Here is a 16,168-nt window from a genome sequence, read left to right on the forward strand (position 1 = left end):
GCCCGGCGGGGCGCCCGCCCCCCGCTATGTCCGTCGCGGACAACGACTCGCCCCCACTTCTCCCGAACGGAACATGCCACCCCCTGCCCACCACCCCTAGCCTGCGAAGTGAAGAAGCGTCCGGAATACCCCCAGGAGCCCCCCATGACCGCAATCCCGCAGGAGCGCCGCGTCGTCACCGCGATTCCCGGCCCGAAGTCGGCAGAGCTGCAGGCCAGGCGTACCGCCACGGTCGCCGGTGGCGTGGGCTCCGTGCTGCCCGTCTTCACCGCGCGCGCGGACGGCGGCATCATCGAGGACGTCGACGGCAACCGCCTGATCGACTTCGGCTCCGGTATCGCCGTGACGTCGGTGGGTGCCTCCGCCGAGGCCGTCGTACGCCGCGCCTCCGCGCAGCTCCAGGACTTCACCCACACCTGTTTCATGGTCACGCCGTACGAGGGCTACGTCGAGGTCTGCGAGGCGCTCGCCGAGCTGACGCCGGGCGACCACGCCAAGAAGTCCGCGCTGTTCAACTCGGGCGCCGAGGCCGTCGAGAACGCCGTCAAGATCGCCCGCGCCTACACCAAGCGCCAGGCGGTCGTCGTGTTCGACCACGGCTACCACGGCCGCACCAACCTCACGATGGCGCTGACCAGCAAGAACATGCCGTACAAGAACGGCTTCGGCCCGTTCGCCCCCGAGGTCTACCGCGTCCCGGTCGCCTACGGCTACCGCTGGCCGACCGGCGCCGAGAACTGCGGCCCCGAGGCCGCGGCCCAGGCCATCGACCAGATCACCAAGCAGGTCGGCGCCGACAACGTCGCCGCGATCATCATCGAGCCGGTGCTCGGCGAGGGCGGCTTCATCGAGCCGGCCAAGGGCTTCCTGCCGGCGATCGTGAAGTTCGCCAACGACAACGGCATCGTCTTCGTCGCCGACGAGATCCAGTCCGGCTTCTGCCGCACCGGCCAGTGGTTCGCGTGCGAGGACGAGGGCATCGTCCCCGACCTGATCACCACCGCCAAGGGCATCGCGGGCGGCCTGCCGCTCGCCGCCGTGACCGGCCGCGCCGAGATCATGGACGCCCCGCACGGCGGCGGCCTGGGCGGCACGTACGGCGGAAACCCGGTCGCCTGCGCCGGTGCGCTCGGCTCCATCGAGACGATGAAGGAGCTCGACCTCAACAAGAAGGCGAAGCGCATCGAGGAGGTCATGAAGGGCCGTCTGGCCGCCATGGCCGAGAAGTTCGACATCATCGGCGACATCCGTGGCCGCGGCGCCATGATCGCCATCGAGCTGGTGACGGACCGCGAGACCAAGGAGCCGAACGCGGCCGCGGCCGGCGCGCTCGCCAAGGCGTGCCACGCGGAGGGCCTGCTGGTCCTGACCTGCGGCACCTACGGAAACGTGCTGCGTTTCCTGCCGCCGATCGTCATCGGCGAGGACCTGCTCAACGAGGGCCTGGACATCATCGAGGCGGCTTTCGCCGGGGTGTGACCTGTGAAGAAAGGGTGGGGGGCCAATGGCGGGATGGGGATCCTCCTGTCGGTCCCCCACCCCCTGCCGTACGGTTTCTGCAGATGAGAGAAACACCCCGCTCGCAGGAGACTGCGGGCGGCTCCAGGTCGGAGCCCCCCCTGCCCCGCCCTGGTCGTGCCTTCGCGCACGCGGCTGGAGCCTTCGGCTCCGGAACTCCTCACCGATCGGACGGCCGCCCGCCCCACACCCCCCGGGGCGCGCGGCAGCCCGGTCAGGGCGGCTGCCCCGGAACTACCCCCCCTGTTCCGGGGCAGCCGTCTTTCCTCTCCAAGAACCCCGGGCCCTTCGCCCTCTGCGGGCTCTTCGGGCTCCTCTTCGCGCTGATCACCTGGCAGGTCGCCGCCGCCGGCCCCCTGCGCCGCGCCGACGAGCGGATCGGCCGGGCCCTCGTGGGCCACGGCCCGGTCCCCCTCACGGAATTCCTCGCCGATCTCGGCAACACGGCGGTCGCGCTGCCCGTACTGGCCGCGGCCGTCGTCTGCGCGCTGTGGCGCGACGGCCGGGGCGCGCTCGCCCGCGCGACGGCCGCCGTGCTCGCCATGGCGGCGGTGCCCGCGCTGGTCGTCCCGCTCAAGTCCTGGATCGCCCGCCCGGGCCCGCTCACGCAGGACACCGGCTACTACCCGTCCGGGCACACGGCGACAGCGGCCGTCGCCTACTGCGGCGCGGCCCTGCTCCTGGGCGCGTACGTACGCCGCCACCGGTGGTGGCCGCCGGCCCTCGCGCTCGTGCTCGCGCTCGCCACCGGCGCCGGCCTGGTCCTGCGCGGCTACCACTGGCCGCTGGACGTCCTCGGCAGCTGGTGCCTGTGCCTCGTGCTCCTTCTGCTCAGCCACCGTCTTCCGGCGCGGTACGCACGGCCGCCCCGCGCCTCCCGGGCTCCGGCGGCGCCGGACCGGTGAGCGTCCCGGCCCGTCCGGCAGGACGGGCCGGGCACGGCGGGGATCATTCCCCGGGACCGGTCACTCAGCTGTCGAAGCCGAGTCCCAGCCTGTCCATGGCCTTCAGCCACAGGTTGCGGTGGCCGCCGTTGTCGTCCGACCGGGCGAGCGACCACTTGGTGATGCCGATGCCGGCCCAGGCGAAAGGTTCCGGCGGGAAGGGCAGCGGCTTGCTGCGGACCATCTCCAGCTCCGTACGCTCGGTCCGCCCGCCCGCGAGCAGGTCGAGCATGACGTCCGCGCCGAAGCGGGTGGCCCCGACGCCCAGGCCGGTGTACCCGGCGGCGTACGCCACCCTGCCCGCGTGGGCCGTGCCGAAGAAGGCGGAGAAACGCGAGCAGGTGTCGATCGCGCCGCCCCACGCGTGGCTGAAGTTCACGCCCTCCAGCTGCGGGAAGCAGCGGAAGAAGTGCTCGGCCAGCTTGAGGTACGTCTGGGGCCGGTGGTCCATCTCGGCGCTCAGCTTGCCGCCGAAGGGGTAGACGGCGTCGTAACCGCCCCACAGGACGCGGTTGTCGGCGCTCAGCCTGAAGTAGTGGAACTGGTTGGCGCTGTCGCCCAGCCCCTGGCGGTTCTTCCAGCCGATCGACGCGAGCTGGTCGTCGGTGAGCGGCTCGGTCATCAGCGCGTAGTCGTAGACCGGGACGGTGTACGGGCGGACCCGCTTGACCAGCGACGGGAAGATGTTGGTGCCGAGCGCGACCCGGCGGGCGAAGACCCGGCCGTACGGCGTGCGCACGGCCATGCCGGCGCCCGCCGACGCCAGGTCCAGGCCCCGGGTGTGCTCGTAGATCCGTACGCCCAGACCGAGGCACGCCTGCTTGAGTCCCCATGCCAGCCTGGCCGGGTTCAGCAGGGCCACGCCCCGCCGGTCGAGCAGCCCCCCGAGGAAGGTCGGCGAGTCGACCTCGGCGCGCACCGCGTCCCGGTCGAGCAGTTCGAGATGGCCGGCGAAGCCGAGCTTGCGGGCCTCCTCGTACGTCTCCCGCAACTCTTCGAGCTGGTGCGGCTCGGTGGCGACGTCGATCTCGCCGGTGCGCTCGAAGTCGCAGTCGATGCCGTACGCCGCCACGGCCGCCTCGATCGCGTCGAGGTTGCGCTCGCCGAGCTCCTCCAGCTTCGCCAGTTCGCCGGGCCAGCGGGTGATGCCGTTGCTCAGACCGTGGGTGAGGGAGGCGGCGCAGAATCCGCCGTTGCGGCCCGAGGCGGCCCAGCCCACCTCGTGCCCCTCGATCAGTACGACGTCCCGTCCGGGGTCGCGCTCCTTGGCGAGGAGCGCGGTCCACAGTCCGCTGTATCCGCCGCCGACGACGAGCAGATCGCAGCGCTCGTCGCCGGTGAGGGCGGGCCGTGGTGCGGGCTTTTCGGGATCGTCCAGCCAGAACGACACCGGCTTCGCGCCGGAAAGGGATTGTGCGGCACTACGCATGGCAACTGGGGCCATGGTTTCCAACTCCTTCAGGGCTTACTGGGGCTGTGCGCTTTTCTTCCGGCGGCTCGCGACGAGCTGACCGCCGAGAACCATCAGCACGGCGAGGGCGAACATGGCCGTGCCGATGACGTTGATCTGTACGGGCGTGCCGCGCTGCGCCGATCCCCACACGAACATCGGGAAGGTGACGGTCGAGCCCGCGTTGAAATTGGTGATGATGAAATCGTCGAAGGAGAGCGCGAAGGCGAGCAGCGCTCCCGCCGCGATTCCGGGCGCCGCGATCGGCAGGGTCACCCGTACGAACGTCTGTACCGGACCCGCGTAGAGATCACGGGCGGCCTCTTCCAGGCGGGTATCCATCGACATCACGCGCGCCTTGACCGCCGTCACCACGAAGCTCAGGCAGAACATGATGTGCGCGATGAGAACGGTCCAGAAGCCCAGCTCCGCGCCCATGTTGAGGAAGAGCGTCAGCAGCGAGGCGGCCATCACCACCTCGGGCATCGCCATCGGCAGGAAGATCAGCGAGTTGATCGCGCCACGCGCCCGGAAGCGGTAGCGGACCAGCGCGAAGGCGATCATCGTGCCGAGCACGGTGGCGCCGGCCGTCGCCCAGGCGGCGATCTGGAGCGAGAGGGAGAGCGAGCCGCACAGGTCGGCGACGCCGCACGGGTCCTTCCACGCGTCCAGGGAGAACTCCTGCCAGGCGTAGTTGAAGCGGCCCTTCGGGTTGTTGAAGGAGAACACCATCACGACGATGTTCGGCAGGATCATGTAAGCGAGCGTCAGCAGCCCGGCGATGACGACGAGATTGCGCCGTATCCGGCGAAGCACAGACATCAGACCAGATCCTCCGTCCCGGACTTGCGGATGTACACGGTGACCATGGCCAGCACGATCGCCATCAGGATGAAGGAGAGTGCGGCCGCCGTCGGATAGTCGAGCACCCGCAGGAATTGCGACTGGATGACGCTGCCGACCATTTTCGTGTCGGTGGATCCGAGGAGTTCCGCGTTGACGTAGTCACCGCTCGCCGGAATGAAGGTGAGCAGCGTGCCCGAGACGACACCCGGCATGGAGAGCGGGAAGGTCACCTTGCGGAAGGTGGTCGCCGGGGTGGCGTAGAGGTCGCCGGCCGCCTCGTGCAGCCTGCCGTCGATGCGCTCCAGGGAGGTGTAGAGCGGCAGGATCATGAAGGGCAGGAAGTTGTACGTCAGGCCGCAGACCACGGCCATCGGTGTGGCCAGCACCCGGTCGCCCTCGGTCCAGCCGAGCAGGCTGGTGACGTCCAGGACGTGCAGGGTGTCCAGCACGTCCACCACCGGGCCGCCGTCCGCGAGGATCGTCTTCCAGGCGAGCGTACGGATCAGGAAGCTGGTGAAGAACGGCGCGATGACCAGCACCAGGACCAGACCGCGCCACCGGCCCGCCTTGAAGGCGATCAGGTACGCGAGCGGGTAGCCCAGCAGCAGGCACAGCAGGGTGGCGGTGCCGGCGTACAGCAGCGAGCGTACGAACTGGGGGGAGTACTCCGTCAGCGCGTCCCAGTACGTCCGGAAGTGCCAGGTGACCTCGAAGCCCTTCTCCAGCGAGCCGGTCTGCACCGAGGTCGACGCCTGGTAGACCATCGGCAGCGCGAAGAAGACGACCAGCCACAGGATGCCGGGGAGCAGCAGCCAGTACGGTACGAGCCGCTTGCGGGCGGAGGCCTTGCGCGGGGCGGGCGGCTCCTCGGCCGGTGCGGGCGCCAGGGGCGGCGCGTCGGTGACGCTCACGCGCTCTCCTCCACCGTCTCCACGCCGGCGGAGCCCACTGTCCCGGCAAGCAGGGACTGGCCGGCGTCGAGCCCGAAGGTGTGCGCCGGATTCCAGTGCAGGACGACCTCGGCGCCGGGCACCAGCCGCGTGTCGCGCTCGATGTTCTGGACGTACACCTCGAAGTCGGAACAGGCCGGGCTGTCGACGATGTACTGGGTCGAGACGCCGATGAAGCTGGACGCCACGATCCGGCCGGTGATCTTGTTGCGGCCGTCCGCGACCGCGCCCGCGTCGTCGGCGTGCGCGACCGAGACCTTCTCCGGGCGTACGCCGACGAGCAGCTTGCCGCCGCTGCGGGGCTGCGAGGCGCACCGCCCGCCGGGCAGGCGCAGCTTGGAGCCGCCGCAGGTGACCACGGTGTCCTGGCCCGAAGCCTCGACGACCTCGGCCTCGATGAGGTTGGAGGTGCCGAGGAAGTTGGCGACGAACGTCGTCCTCGGGTTCTCGTAGAGGTCGGCGGGGGCGCCGAGCTGCTCGACGCGGCCGCCGTTCATCACCGCGACCTGGTCGGCCATGGTCATGGCCTCCTCCTGGTCGTGGGTGACGTGCACGAAGGTGATGCCGACCTCGGTCTGGATGCGCTTGAGCTCCAGCTGCATCTGGCGGCGCAGCTTGAGGTCGAGCGCGCCGAGCGGCTCGTCGAGGAGCAGGACCTGGGGGTGGTTGATGAGCGCGCGGGCCACGGCGACGCGCTGCTGCTGGCCGCCGGAGAGCTGGTGCGGCTTGCGGCCGGCGAAGGCTCCGAGCTGGACGAGGTCCAGCATGTCGTCGACCTGCTTCTTCACGGACTTGACGCCGCGCCGGCGCAGGCCGAAGGCGATGTTCTCGAAGACGCTGAGGTGCGGGAAGAGCGCGTAGCTCTGGAAGACGGTGTTGACCGGGCGTTTGTACGGCTGGAGGTCGGTGACGTCCTTGTCGCCGAGGAAGACCGTGCCGGTGGTCGGGTCCTCAAGACCGGCGATCATCCGCAGGGTGGTGGTCTTGCCGCAGCCGGACGCGCCGAGCAGGGCGAAGAAGGAGCCCTGCGGAATGGTGAGGTCGAGCGGGTGCACGGCCGTGAAGGAGCCGTAGGTCTTGCTGATCCCGGAGAGGCGGACGTCGCCGCCTTCTGTCGTCTTCTGCGTCATGGGGTGTGGTCCCAGGGGTGTCGGGTGGGGAGCGGGAGCGGGAGCGGACGGCGGCTCAGGCGCCGATGAGCTTGGCGAACTTCTCCTCGTACGCCGTCTCTTCCTTGCCGCTGAGCGAGCGGAAGGCGTGGGACTTGGCGGCCATCGCCTTGTCGGGGAGGATCAGCGTGTTGGAGGCCATCGACTCGTCGATCTTCGCCAGCTCCTCGCGCACGCCGTCGACCGGACAGACGTAGTTGATGTACGCGGCGAGTTCGGCGGCCACGGGCGGCTCGTAGTAGTAGTCGATGAGCTTCTCGGCGTTGGCCTTGTGCCGTGCCTTGGCCGGGACCAGCAGGTTGTCGCTGGAGGTGATGTAACCGGCCTCCGGGATCACGTACTTGATGTCCGGGTTGTCCGCCTGGAGCTGGATGACGTCACCGGCCCAGGCGAGGCAGGCCGCGAGGTCGCCCTTGGAGAGGTCCGCGGTGTAGTCGTTGCCGGTGAAGCGGCGGATCTGCTTCTTGTCGACGGCCTTCTGCATCCGGGCGACGGCCGCGTCGTAGTCGTCGTCGGTGAACTTCCCCGGGTCCTTGCCCATGTCGAGCAGGGTCATCCCGACGGAGTCGCGCATCTCGGAGAGGAAGCCGACCTTGCCCTTGAGCGCGGGGTCGTCCAGCAGCTGGCCGACGCTTTCGATCTTCTTCCCGCCCGTCGCCTTGGCGTTGTAGGCGATGACGGTGGAGATGCCGGTCCACGGGTACGAGTAGGCGCGGCCCGGGTCCCAGTCGGGGGAGCGGAACTGCGCGGAGAGGTTGGCGTACGCGTTCGGCAGGTGCGCCGGGTCGAGCTTCTGGACCCAGCCGAGCCGGATGAGCCGGGCGGCCAGCCAGTCGGTGACGCAGATCAGGTCACGTCCGGTGTCCTGGCCGGCCGCGAGCTGCGGCTTGATCTTCCCGAAGAACTCGACGTTGTCGTTGATGTCCTCGGTGTACTTGACCGTGATCCCGGTGCGCCTGGTGAACGCCTCCAGGGTGGGCCGGCTCTTCTCGTCCTCGCTGACGTCCATGTACTCGGTCCAGTTGGAGAAGGCGATCCGCTTCTCCTCGGCCGAGTGGTCGTCGGAGGCCGGCGCGCCGCCCTCCCGCCTGGCGGGCGGGATGCCGCACGCGCTCAGCGTGCCCAGGCCGCCGACCGCCAGCGCGCCGACGCCCGAGGCGCGCAGCAGCGAGCGGCGGGTGAGGGCTCCCCTGCCGGTGCTCAGGCTGCGGCGCACGGCGGCCATCTGGGCCGCGGAGAGGCGGTCGGGCTCGTACTGCTCCATGCGTGAGTGCCCTTTCGGGTGGGTGGGGCCGCTGGTCGTGCGGCGCAGTGGCTGAGTGACTACCGGTCCCCGAAGATCGTGCGGTGCCAATCCTTGCGGGCGACCGCGGTGTTGTCGTACATCACATGCTTGACCTGCGTGTACTCCTCGAAGGAGTACGCCGACATGTCCTTGCCGAAGCCGCTGGCCTTGTAGCCGCCGTGCGGCATCTCGCTGATGATCGGGATGTGGTCGTTGACCCAGACGCAGCCCGCCTTGATCTCGCGGGTGGCGCGGTTCGCGCGGAACACGTCGCGGGTCCAGGCCGAGGCGGCGAGGCCGTACGGGGTGTCGTTGGCGAGCCCGATGCCCTCGTCGTCGGTGTCGAAGGGCAGCACGACGAGGACCGGGCCGAAGATCTCGGCCTGGACGATCTCGCTGTCCTGCGGGGCGTCGGCGACGAGCGTGGGGCGGTAGTACGCCCCCTTGGCGAGGTCGCCGGCGGGCGCTTCGCCCCCGGTCACCACCCGGGCGTACGCACGGGCGCGCTCGACGAAACCGGCGACCCGGTCGCGCTGGGCGTGGCTGATGAGCGGACCGAGGTCGGTGGAGGGGTCGAAGGGGTCGCCGAGCCGCACGCTCTCCATCAGCTCGGCGACGCCCGCGACGAAGGCGTCGTAGAGCGGGCGCTGGACATAGGCGCGGGTCGCGGCCGTGCAGTCCTGCCCGGTGTTGATGAGCGAGCCGGCCACCGCGCCGTGCACCGCGGCTTCGAGATCGGCGTCGTCGAAGACCACGAAGGGCGCTTTGCCGCCGAGTTCGAGGTGGAGGCGCTTGACGGTGGAGGTGGCGATCTCGGCGACGCGCCTGCCGACGGCGGTCGACCCGGTGAAGGAGGTCATGACCACGTCCGGATGTCCGACGAGGTGCTCGCCGACGTCCTTGCCGGCGCCGGTGACGATGTTGATCACACCGTCCGGGATGCCGGCCTCCTTCGCCGCCTGCGCGAACATGACCGAGGTCAGCGGCGTGATCTCGGCGGGCTTCAGGACGATGGTGTTGCCCGCCGCGATCGCCGGCAGGACCTTCCAGGCGGCCATCTGGAGAGGGTAGTTCCAGGGGGCGACGGACCCCACGACACCGATCGCCTCACGCCGTACGTACGAGGTGTGGTCGCCGGAGTACTCGCCGGCCGCCTTGCCCTCCAGGTGACGGGCCGCGCCCGCGAAGAAGGCGGTGTTGTCGACACTGCCCGGCACGTCGAACCCGGCGGACAGCTTGATCGGCTTGCCGCACTGGAGCGACTCGACGTACGCGAAGTCCTCGGCCTGCTCGGCGAGTACGGCGGCGAAGCGGTGCATCGCATCGGAGCGCTCCCCCGGGGTGGCTCCCGACCAGCCGGGGAACGCCGCGCGCGCGGCCGCGACCGCCGCGTCGACGTCGGCGGTGGACGCCAGCTCGTACGCGTAGACCTTCTCGCCGGTCGCGGGGTCCACGACGGTGTGTGTCCGGCCCGAGGTGCCCGCGCGCAGCTGTCCGGCGATGTACTGCGCACCGTCCGCGAATCGGTCCTGCACCGGGAAGCGGTTGACCATGACGCTCTCCTCCGCCGTTCTCCCCGCTCAGCGGGTGTCGGCGTAGCTCCAGCTGGATTTGAGTGCCGATCCTGACAGAGGCACACAAGAGCAACAAGGGATTCCGTTGTTGCCTTTTGGTTACGCGACGGAATCGGTCGACCATGTGTCGCGTCGAGGAGGAAATACCGTACGGAGTGTCCGTGGCGCGCGCCGAATCGGCGTGGCATGGCCGCTTTACCGGGCGAAACCCCAGGTGAAGCGGGTGTCTGCGGCGCTTTCCTCTCCTCGCGCCCGGCCGGACGCCCCCGGACGTCCCGAACGCCCCCGAACGCCGGACGGGCCGGATTCTCCGGGTGAGAATCCGGCCCGCGGGGTGTCCGGGAGCGGTACGGGGGAAAGGAGAACCGGCCGGACGTCGCCCTAGCCCCGGGCGGGGGCCTCGACCACCAGCGAGGAGTGCGCGTAGGGGTCGTACGAGTCGAGTTCCCTGTCGCGCTCGTTCTCGGACTGGACGATCGCCCAGACGATGACCCCGATGAACGCCGCGCTGAGCACGAAACCGACGATGCCGAGGATGATCCCCGCCAGGGCCATGCCGCTGTTCGTCGCCTCGCCGCGCTGGACGCGCTTGCGGCCGAGGATGCCGAAGATCAGCGCGAGGATGCCGAGGATGATGCCGAGGCCGTAGGCACAGAAGAACGTGACGGAGATGATGCCGAGCACCATCGCGGTGATGCCGAAGCCGTTCGCCGGGCCCTGCTGTCCGGCCCAGCCGGCCGGGCCGCCGTATCCCGGATACCCGGGGTAGCCGCCGGTGCCGTACGGGGTCTGGGCCTGCGGGGCGGCGTAGGCCGGGTAGCCGTACTCGCCGGGCGGGGTCTGCGCCGGGCCGGTGGGGGCGGGAGGCGGCGGCGGTACCGCGCCCTGTTCCGGGGCCGCGCCCGTTCCCGGGCCCGTTCCCGTGCTCGGGCCGAAGCCCGGCGCCGGTTCCGCGGCCGGCACCGATGTGACCGTCTGCTGGTGGTGCACCGGAGGCGGGCCGGGCTGCGGCTTGTCCAGCGGCACCGCGTGCTCGGGCGGCGCCCAGGGGTCCCGCGGCCGCTCGGGCGGCGGGCCCGAGGGGTGCTGTGCGTTGTCTGACATGTGCCTCCCCCATCGTGGTTCCGCCATGCTACGGCCTGCGTTCCGGGCCGTACCGCCCGCCTACGATGATCCCTGAACCGCCCCCCGGGGCCCGTAGACCCCGTACATCCGGAGGATCCGATGACCGATCTGCACCCCTTCATCGCGGGGCTGCCCAAGGCCGAACTGCATGTGCACCACGTCGGATCCGCCTCGCCCCGCATCGTCGCCGAACTGGCCGCCCGCCACCCCGACTCCAGGGTCCCCACCGACCCCGAGGCGCTCGCGGACTACTTCACCTTCACCGACTTCGCGCACTTCATCGAGGTCTATCTCTCCGTCGTGGACCTGATCCGCACCCCGGAGGACGTCCGGCTGCTGACCTTCGAGGTCGCCCGCGACATGGCCAGGCAGAACATCCGGTACGCCGAGCTGACCATCACGCCGTTCAGCTCGACCCGCCGGGGCATCGACGAGAAGGCCTTCATGGAGGCGATCGAGGACGCCCGCAGGGCGGCGGAGGCCGAGCTCGGCACCGTACTGCGCTGGTGCTTCGACATCCCCGGCGAGGCCGGCCTGGAGTCGGCGGAGGAGACGGCGAGGCTGGCCGTGGACCTGCGCCCCGAGGGCCTGGTGTCGTTCGGTCTCGGCGGCCCCGAGATCGGTGTGCCGCGCCCGCAGTTCAAGCCGTACTTCGACCGGGCGATCGCGGCCGGGCTGCGCTCCGTCCCGCACGCCGGCGAGACGACCGGGCCCGGGACGATCTGGGACGCGCTGAACGACCTGCGCGCCGAGCGCATCGGCCACGGCACCAGCGCCGTCAAGGACCCACGGCTGCTGGCCCACCTGGCCGAGCACCGCATCCCGCTGGAGGTCTGCCCGACGTCCAACATCGCGACGCGCGCCGTGGCCACGCTGGACGAGCACCCGCTGAAGGAGATGGTGGACGCGGGCGTGCTGGTCACCATCAACAGCGACGACCCGCCGATGTTCGGCACCGACCTCAACAGCGAGTACGGGGTGGCGGCCCGCCTGCTCGGCCTCGACGAGCACGGGGTCGCCGGCCTCGCCAAGAACGCCGTGGAGGCGTCCTTCCTCGACCCGGCGGGCAAGGCGCGGATCGCCGCCGAGATCGACGCGTACACCGCGGACTGGCTCGCGCGGCGGTAACGCCCCGGACAATGGGGCCATGTTCCTCTCCCCCTCCACGCGGTCCCCGCGCACCGTCACCGCCGTGGCCCACCGCGGCGACCCGTACCGGTTCCGTGAGAACACCCTCGCCTCGCTCCGCTCCGCGGTGGAGCGGGGCGCGGACGCCGTCGAGATCGACGTCCGGCCGACCCGCGACGGCGTCCCCGTACTGCTGCACGACGACTCGCTCAAGCGGCTGTGGGGCCACGACCGGCTGCTCGGGACCCTCACCGAGAAGGACCTGCGCGAGCTCACCGGCGGCGGCGTGCCCACCCTGCGCGAGGCACTGCACGCCGCCGGCGACCGCCGCCTCATGATCGACCTGCCGGGCGCCACCGCCGAGTCGGTGCGCACGGTGGTCGGCGTCGTCCACGAGTCCGGGGCCGGCGAGCGCGTGTACTACTGCGGGGGCGTCTCCGCCATGGCGGCCGTACGCGCCGCCGACCCCGGCGCCGAGATCGCCATGACCTGGACGACCCTCACCCCGCCCCGCGCCACGCTGCTCGACGCGGTGAAGCCCCGCTGGCTCAACTACCGGTTCGGCCTGGTCGGCCGCGACCTGACGGACCGCGTGCACCGGGACGGTCTGCTGGTCTCCGCGTGGACCGCCGACACCGGGCTCACGATGCGCCGCCTGATCGGCCGCGGCGTCGACTCCATCACCACCAACCGGATCGACGTCCTGAGCGCGCTCACCAGAACTCCCCGCCGGTAGGCGGGTCAGCCCTTACGGCATGATGGCCGAATGGACAGAATCCGCATGGGCATCGCACACAGCGTCCGCGTCCGGAGCTACTGGCCCGGCGGCAAGGACAGCTGTCCCGTCGACCGCGCGGTGGGCGGCCGGGTCACCGGCATGCACCCCGGCACCGTGTCCTGTGCGCGCCGGCGCGCCGAGGAGAGCGCGCCGGAGGTGGCCCAGTTCGGCGCGGTGGCCCGCAAGCCCTGATGGCCGTAAGGGAGCCGGGCGCCGTACGCGCCCCGGGCGCCGCGGCACGCGGTCCGGGCGCACGGCTGCGTGACGCCGGCCCGTGGGCGACGGACGTGGGGGTCGCCCTGCTGGTGCAGGCGGCGATGACCATGCCGTGGGTGATTCCGCGGGACCCCGGCCTGCCGGAACCGACCCTGACCGCGTATCTGCTGACCACGCTCACGGTGGTGCCGCTGGTGTGGCGGCGCAGGGCGCCGGTCGGCGTGCTGTCCGTCATCGGGGCGGCCCAGGCGGTCTACGGGTTCGCCGTCGACGGCCCCGGCCAGACCCTTCCGTACAACGGCCTCGTCGCCCTGTACACGGTCGCCGCCCTGTCGCCCGCGCCCCGGCGCCAGATCACCGGGGCGCTGGTGATCGCGGCCGTCTTCCCCTCGGTGGCGCTGAACACGGGCGAGGCGCGGGAGCTGGTCTTCTCACTCATCGTCTTCGCCGCCGCGTACGCCATGGGCCGGCTGACCCACACCCGTCAGGCGTACACCGCCGCCGTGGAGGACCGCGCCGCGCAGCTGGAGCGGGCCAACCGCATCGAGGCGGAGCAGGCGGCGGCGCGCGAACGGGCCCGTATCGCCCGGGAGATGCACGACGTCCTCTCGCACGCCGTCAGCATCATGATCGTCCAGGCGGAGGCGGGACCCGTCGCCGTCCGCAGCGCGCCCGAGCGCGCCGAGGCCGCCTTCGAATCGATCTCGGAGACGGGACGGGACGCGATGGTGCAGTTGCGCCGGATGCTGGGGGTCATGCGGGAGGGCGAGCGGGCGGACGCTCCGCGCGAGCCGCAGCCGGGCCCGGCCGGACTGCCGGATCTGGTGGAACGGGTGGGGCGCAGCGGCCTGAGGACCGGATACGAGACCACCGGCCATGTCCGCCCGCTCCCGCCCGACACCGGAGCCACGGTCTACCGCATCGTCCAGGAGGCGCTGACGAACGCCGTCCGGCACGCCGCCGCGCAGAACGTGTCCGTACGGCTGGCGTACGGGCCGGACGCCCTGGACATCACCGTCACCGACGACGGGCGCGGCCCGGGAACGCGCACCGCTTCCGTCCCCGGCCACGGCCTGATCGGTGTCCGTGAGCGGGCGGCGGCCCACGGCGGCACGGCCCGCAGCGGCCCTGGACCCGGCGGCAGGGGCTTCGAGGTGCACGTCACCCTTCCCCTAGTAACCTCCGTGCCGGAGGTGGGGAGTTGACGATCCGTGTGGTGGTGGCCGACGACCAGGAGCTGGTCCGCAGCGGCTTCGCGATGATCCTGGACGCGCAGCCCGGCATCGAGGTGGTCGCCGAGGCCGGTGACGGCGCGCAGGCGCTCGACGCGGTGCGACGGCTGGCCCCCGATGTGGCACTGCTCGACATCCGCATGCCGGTCATGGACGGCATCGACGCCTGCCGTGCCATCTGCGCGCAGACCGCCTGCCGGACGGTCATGCTCACCACCTTCGACGCCGACGAGTACGTCTACGAGGCGCTGCACGCGGGTGCGAGCGGCTTCCTCCTCAAGGACGTGCGCCGCGACGACCTGGTCCACGGGGTACGGGTGGTGGCGGCCGGCGAATCGCTCCTCGCCCCTTCCGTCGCGCGCCGTCTGATCGCCGACTTCACGGCGGCGCGTCCGGCCGCCGTCGCCGCAGGGCCCTCGCCCCGCCTCGACGTCCTCACCGCCCGCGAGCGCGAGACGCTGCTGCACCTCGCGCGCGGCCTGTCCAACGCGGAGATCGCCGCCGCGCTGGTCGTCAGCGAGCACACCGTCAAGACACACGTCGGCAACGTCCTCGCCAAGCTGGGCCTGCGCGACCGCATCCAGGCGGTCATCTGCGCGTACGAGACCGGGCTGATCTCTCCCTCCCCCGGGGGAGGAACCGTTCCCCACTCCCCCGTACAGGCGAGGAAACAGCGCGGCGAGGACCGCTCGCTCCGGTGATCCGCCACGGCCTCCCCTTCCCCAGGATGGACTCCGTCAGCAGGTACGGATTCCACGCCCCGGAGGCCCCACGATGAACGCCCGCACCCGCACCCTTCTCGCCACCGCCCTGGTCCTCGGCATCGCGGCCGGTCCCGCCGCCTCCGCCTCCGCCTCCACGGACTCCCCCGTGGCGTCCGCCCCGTCGTACGACGCACCCGACGCCAAGGCGCTGCGCGCCGCCATCACCGGCCTGCGGGACCGCCGGGCGACCGCGGCGCTCGTACGGGTCTCGGGCACGGACGGCACCTGGCGCGGCAGCGCGGGTGTCCACGACCTCAGGACCGGCCGCGCGGCCGACCCGGACGCCCGTTTCCGGGCCGGCTCGGTGACCAAGGTCTTCACGGCGGCGGTGGTCCTCCAGCTCGCCTCCGAGCGGAAGGTCGACCTCGACCGCTCCGTCCGCGCCTATCTGCCGGAACACATCCCGGCGGCGTACGAGAAGGTCACCGTGCGCCAGTTGCTGAACCACACCAGCGGTCTGCCGTCCCCCGTCTTCGAGGGGACGACCGTGGAGGAGTGGTACGCGAACCGCTTCCACGTCCACACGCCGACGGGGATGGTTGCCTCGGCGGTGTCACGGAAGGAACTGTTCCCGGCCGGCACGCAGCAGCACTACAGCAACATCGGTTACACCATTGCGGGCCTGCTGGTCGAGAAGCTCACGGGCCGCTCGTACGAGGACGAGGTCACCCGGCGCATCATCAAGCCCCTCGCCCTGCACAGCACTTCGTTCCCCGGCACCGACCCCCGCATCCACGGCCCGCACAACCACGGCTACCAGACCATGAGGCTGGCGGACGGCAGCACCGGGCTGCGTGATGTCAGCGTGTGGAGTCCCACCGACGGCTGGGCGGCGGGAGACGTCATTTCCACCAGTGCCGACCTGGAGCGCTTCACGCACGCGCTGTTCGGCGGGCAGGTCGTGCGAGGACCGCTGCTGGAGGAGATGTTCACGCTGCCTCGGCTCACGGAGGGCGAGGCGACGTACAGCGCCGGCCTGACGTCCTGGAAGCTCGGCGGCCGCCAGGTGTGGGGCAAGACGGGCGGTCGCTGGGGCTACAACGCGGGCATCGGCGGCACCCGCGACCGCTCCCGCATCCTCGTCTACAGCGTCAACTCCACCGATGCGAAGGGCCAGGACAGGAACCCGGTCGTGACGGACCTGGTGCAGGCGGCCTTCGGCGCGGTGGACAAGAGCTGATCCACCCGG

The 16,168-nt window shown here is 71.1% G+C and carries 15 protein-coding genes; 8 read left to right on the plus strand and 7 right to left on the minus strand.

Going from position 1 to position 16,168, the window contains the following annotated elements; translation table 11 throughout:
• Positions 1 to 144: 144 nt before the first annotated feature.
• Both gabT and ACWD0Y_RS00135 read left to right on the plus strand, forming a co-directional pair.
• A complete protein-coding gene (gene gabT / locus ACWD0Y_RS00130; RefSeq protein WP_450258227.1) occupies positions 145 to 1,479 on the plus strand; it encodes a 4-aminobutyrate--2-oxoglutarate transaminase in 1,335 nt (444 codons plus the stop codon).
• 83 nt (positions 1,480 to 1,562) lie between these two features.
• Positions 1,563 to 2,423 (plus strand): phosphatase PAP2 family protein, encoded by an 861-nt coding sequence (locus tag ACWD0Y_RS00135; protein ID WP_450258228.1) that lies wholly within the window; start codon positions 1,563 to 1,565, stop codon positions 2,421 to 2,423.
• Between the two features lie 64 nt (positions 2,424 to 2,487).
• Here ACWD0Y_RS00135 and ACWD0Y_RS00140 read toward each other — a convergent pair whose 3' ends face one another.
• From ACWD0Y_RS00140 to ACWD0Y_RS00170, 7 genes are all read right to left on the minus strand, one after another.
• Positions 2,488 to 3,906: an NAD(P)/FAD-dependent oxidoreductase gene (locus ACWD0Y_RS00140; protein WP_450258229.1), complete on the minus strand. Its 1,419-nt coding sequence runs from the start codon at positions 3,904 to 3,906 to the stop codon at positions 2,488 to 2,490.
• A gap of 21 nt (positions 3,907 to 3,927) precedes the next feature.
• Positions 3,928 to 4,734: an ABC transporter permease gene (locus ACWD0Y_RS00145; protein ID WP_450258230.1), complete on the minus strand. Its 807-nt coding sequence runs from the start codon at positions 4,732 to 4,734 to the stop codon at positions 3,928 to 3,930.
• Positions 4,734 to 5,669, minus strand: coding sequence for an ABC transporter permease (locus tag ACWD0Y_RS00150; RefSeq protein ID WP_450258231.1), 936 nt, complete (start codon positions 5,667 to 5,669; stop codon positions 4,734 to 4,736). The genes ACWD0Y_RS00145 and ACWD0Y_RS00150 overlap by 1 nt, the downstream gene beginning before the upstream one ends.
• A complete protein-coding gene (locus ACWD0Y_RS00155) occupies positions 5,666 to 6,838 on the minus strand; it encodes an ABC transporter ATP-binding protein (RefSeq protein ID WP_450258232.1) in 1,173 nt (390 codons plus the stop codon). Before ACWD0Y_RS00155 ends, ACWD0Y_RS00150 begins: the two co-directional genes overlap by 4 nt.
• Positions 6,839 to 6,893: 55 nt before the next feature.
• The gene (locus tag ACWD0Y_RS00160; protein WP_450258233.1) at positions 6,894 to 8,141 is read right to left on the minus strand and encodes an ABC transporter substrate-binding protein; all 1,248 of its coding nucleotides are present in this window, start codon (positions 8,139 to 8,141) and stop codon (positions 6,894 to 6,896) included.
• A 59-nt stretch (positions 8,142 to 8,200) separates the two neighbouring features.
• On the minus strand, positions 8,201 to 9,715 hold the full coding sequence (locus tag ACWD0Y_RS00165; protein ID WP_450258234.1) for a gamma-aminobutyraldehyde dehydrogenase: 1,515 nt from the start codon (positions 9,713 to 9,715) through the stop codon (positions 8,201 to 8,203).
• A gap of 402 nt (positions 9,716 to 10,117) precedes the next feature.
• Complete coding sequence (locus ACWD0Y_RS00170) at positions 10,118 to 10,840, minus strand: DUF4190 domain-containing protein (protein WP_450258235.1); 723 nt, start codon at positions 10,838 to 10,840, stop codon at positions 10,118 to 10,120.
• Between the two features lie 120 nt (positions 10,841 to 10,960).
• Here ACWD0Y_RS00170 and ACWD0Y_RS00175 point away from each other — a divergent pair, with 120 nt between their 5' ends.
• The 6 genes from ACWD0Y_RS00175 to ACWD0Y_RS00200 all read left to right on the plus strand — a co-directional run bounded on the left by ACWD0Y_RS00175 (position 10,961) and on the right by ACWD0Y_RS00200 (position 16,159).
• Positions 10,961 to 11,989 (plus strand): adenosine deaminase, encoded by a 1,029-nt coding sequence (locus ACWD0Y_RS00175; protein WP_450258236.1) that lies wholly within the window; start codon positions 10,961 to 10,963, stop codon positions 11,987 to 11,989.
• Between the two features lie 19 nt (positions 11,990 to 12,008).
• Positions 12,009 to 12,725: a glycerophosphodiester phosphodiesterase gene (locus tag ACWD0Y_RS00180; protein ID WP_450258237.1), complete on the plus strand. Its 717-nt coding sequence runs from the start codon at positions 12,009 to 12,011 to the stop codon at positions 12,723 to 12,725.
• 30 nt (positions 12,726 to 12,755) lie between these two features.
• On the plus strand, positions 12,756 to 12,959 hold the full coding sequence (locus tag ACWD0Y_RS00185) for an SAM-dependent methyltransferase (RefSeq protein ID WP_450258238.1): 204 nt from the start codon (positions 12,756 to 12,758) through the stop codon (positions 12,957 to 12,959).
• The gene (locus tag ACWD0Y_RS00190) at positions 12,959 to 14,188 is read left to right on the plus strand and encodes a sensor histidine kinase (protein ID WP_450258239.1); all 1,230 of its coding nucleotides are present in this window, start codon (positions 12,959 to 12,961) and stop codon (positions 14,186 to 14,188) included. Before ACWD0Y_RS00185 ends, ACWD0Y_RS00190 begins: the two co-directional genes overlap by 1 nt.
• Complete coding sequence (locus ACWD0Y_RS00195) at positions 14,185 to 14,916, plus strand: response regulator (RefSeq protein WP_450258240.1); 732 nt, start codon at positions 14,185 to 14,187, stop codon at positions 14,914 to 14,916. The genes ACWD0Y_RS00190 and ACWD0Y_RS00195 overlap by 4 nt, the downstream gene beginning before the upstream one ends.
• 73 nt (positions 14,917 to 14,989) lie before the next feature.
• Positions 14,990 to 16,159 (plus strand): serine hydrolase domain-containing protein, encoded by a 1,170-nt coding sequence (locus ACWD0Y_RS00200; RefSeq protein WP_450258241.1) that lies wholly within the window; start codon positions 14,990 to 14,992, stop codon positions 16,157 to 16,159.
• Positions 16,160 to 16,168 lie beyond the last annotated feature (9 nt).

The sequence above is a fragment of the Streptomyces altiplanensis genome (genome assembly GCF_053591575.1).

What these genes read in the sequence shown, in the direction of transcription:
- ACWD0Y_RS00185 (WP_450258238.1), top strand. Translation starts at nt 12,756, where the DNA reads ATGGACAGAATCCGCATGGGCATCGCACACAGCGTCCGCGTCCGGAGC.
- ACWD0Y_RS00200 (WP_450258241.1), top strand. Translation starts at nt 14,990, where the DNA reads ATGAACGCCCGCACCCGCACCCTTCTCGCCACCGCCCTGGTCCTCGGC.
- ACWD0Y_RS00155 (WP_450258232.1), bottom strand. Translation starts at nt 6,838, where the DNA reads ATGACGCAGAAGACGACAGAAGGCGGCGACGTCCGCCTCTCCGGGATC.
- ACWD0Y_RS00165 (WP_450258234.1), bottom strand. Translation starts at nt 9,715, where the DNA reads ATGGTCAACCGCTTCCCGGTGCAGGACCGATTCGCGGACGGTGCGCAG.
- ACWD0Y_RS00180 (WP_450258237.1), top strand. Translation starts at nt 12,009, where the DNA reads ATGTTCCTCTCCCCCTCCACGCGGTCCCCGCGCACCGTCACCGCCGTG.
- ACWD0Y_RS00190 (WP_450258239.1), top strand. Translation starts at nt 12,959, where the DNA reads ATGGCCGTAAGGGAGCCGGGCGCCGTACGCGCCCCGGGCGCCGCGGCA.
- ACWD0Y_RS00140 (WP_450258229.1), bottom strand. Translation starts at nt 3,906, where the DNA reads ATGGCCCCAGTTGCCATGCGTAGTGCCGCACAATCCCTTTCCGGCGCG.
- ACWD0Y_RS00160 (WP_450258233.1), bottom strand. Translation starts at nt 8,141, where the DNA reads ATGGAGCAGTACGAGCCCGACCGCCTCTCCGCGGCCCAGATGGCCGCC.
- ACWD0Y_RS00170 (WP_450258235.1), bottom strand. Translation starts at nt 10,840, where the DNA reads ATGTCAGACAACGCACAGCACCCCTCGGGCCCGCCGCCCGAGCGGCCG.
- ACWD0Y_RS00135 (WP_450258228.1), top strand. Translation starts at nt 1,563, where the DNA reads ATGAGAGAAACACCCCGCTCGCAGGAGACTGCGGGCGGCTCCAGGTCG.
- ACWD0Y_RS00175 (WP_450258236.1), top strand. Translation starts at nt 10,961, where the DNA reads ATGACCGATCTGCACCCCTTCATCGCGGGGCTGCCCAAGGCCGAACTG.
- ACWD0Y_RS00145 (WP_450258230.1), bottom strand. Translation starts at nt 4,734, where the DNA reads ATGTCTGTGCTTCGCCGGATACGGCGCAATCTCGTCGTCATCGCCGGG.
- gabT (WP_450258227.1), top strand. Translation starts at nt 145, where the DNA reads ATGACCGCAATCCCGCAGGAGCGCCGCGTCGTCACCGCGATTCCCGGC.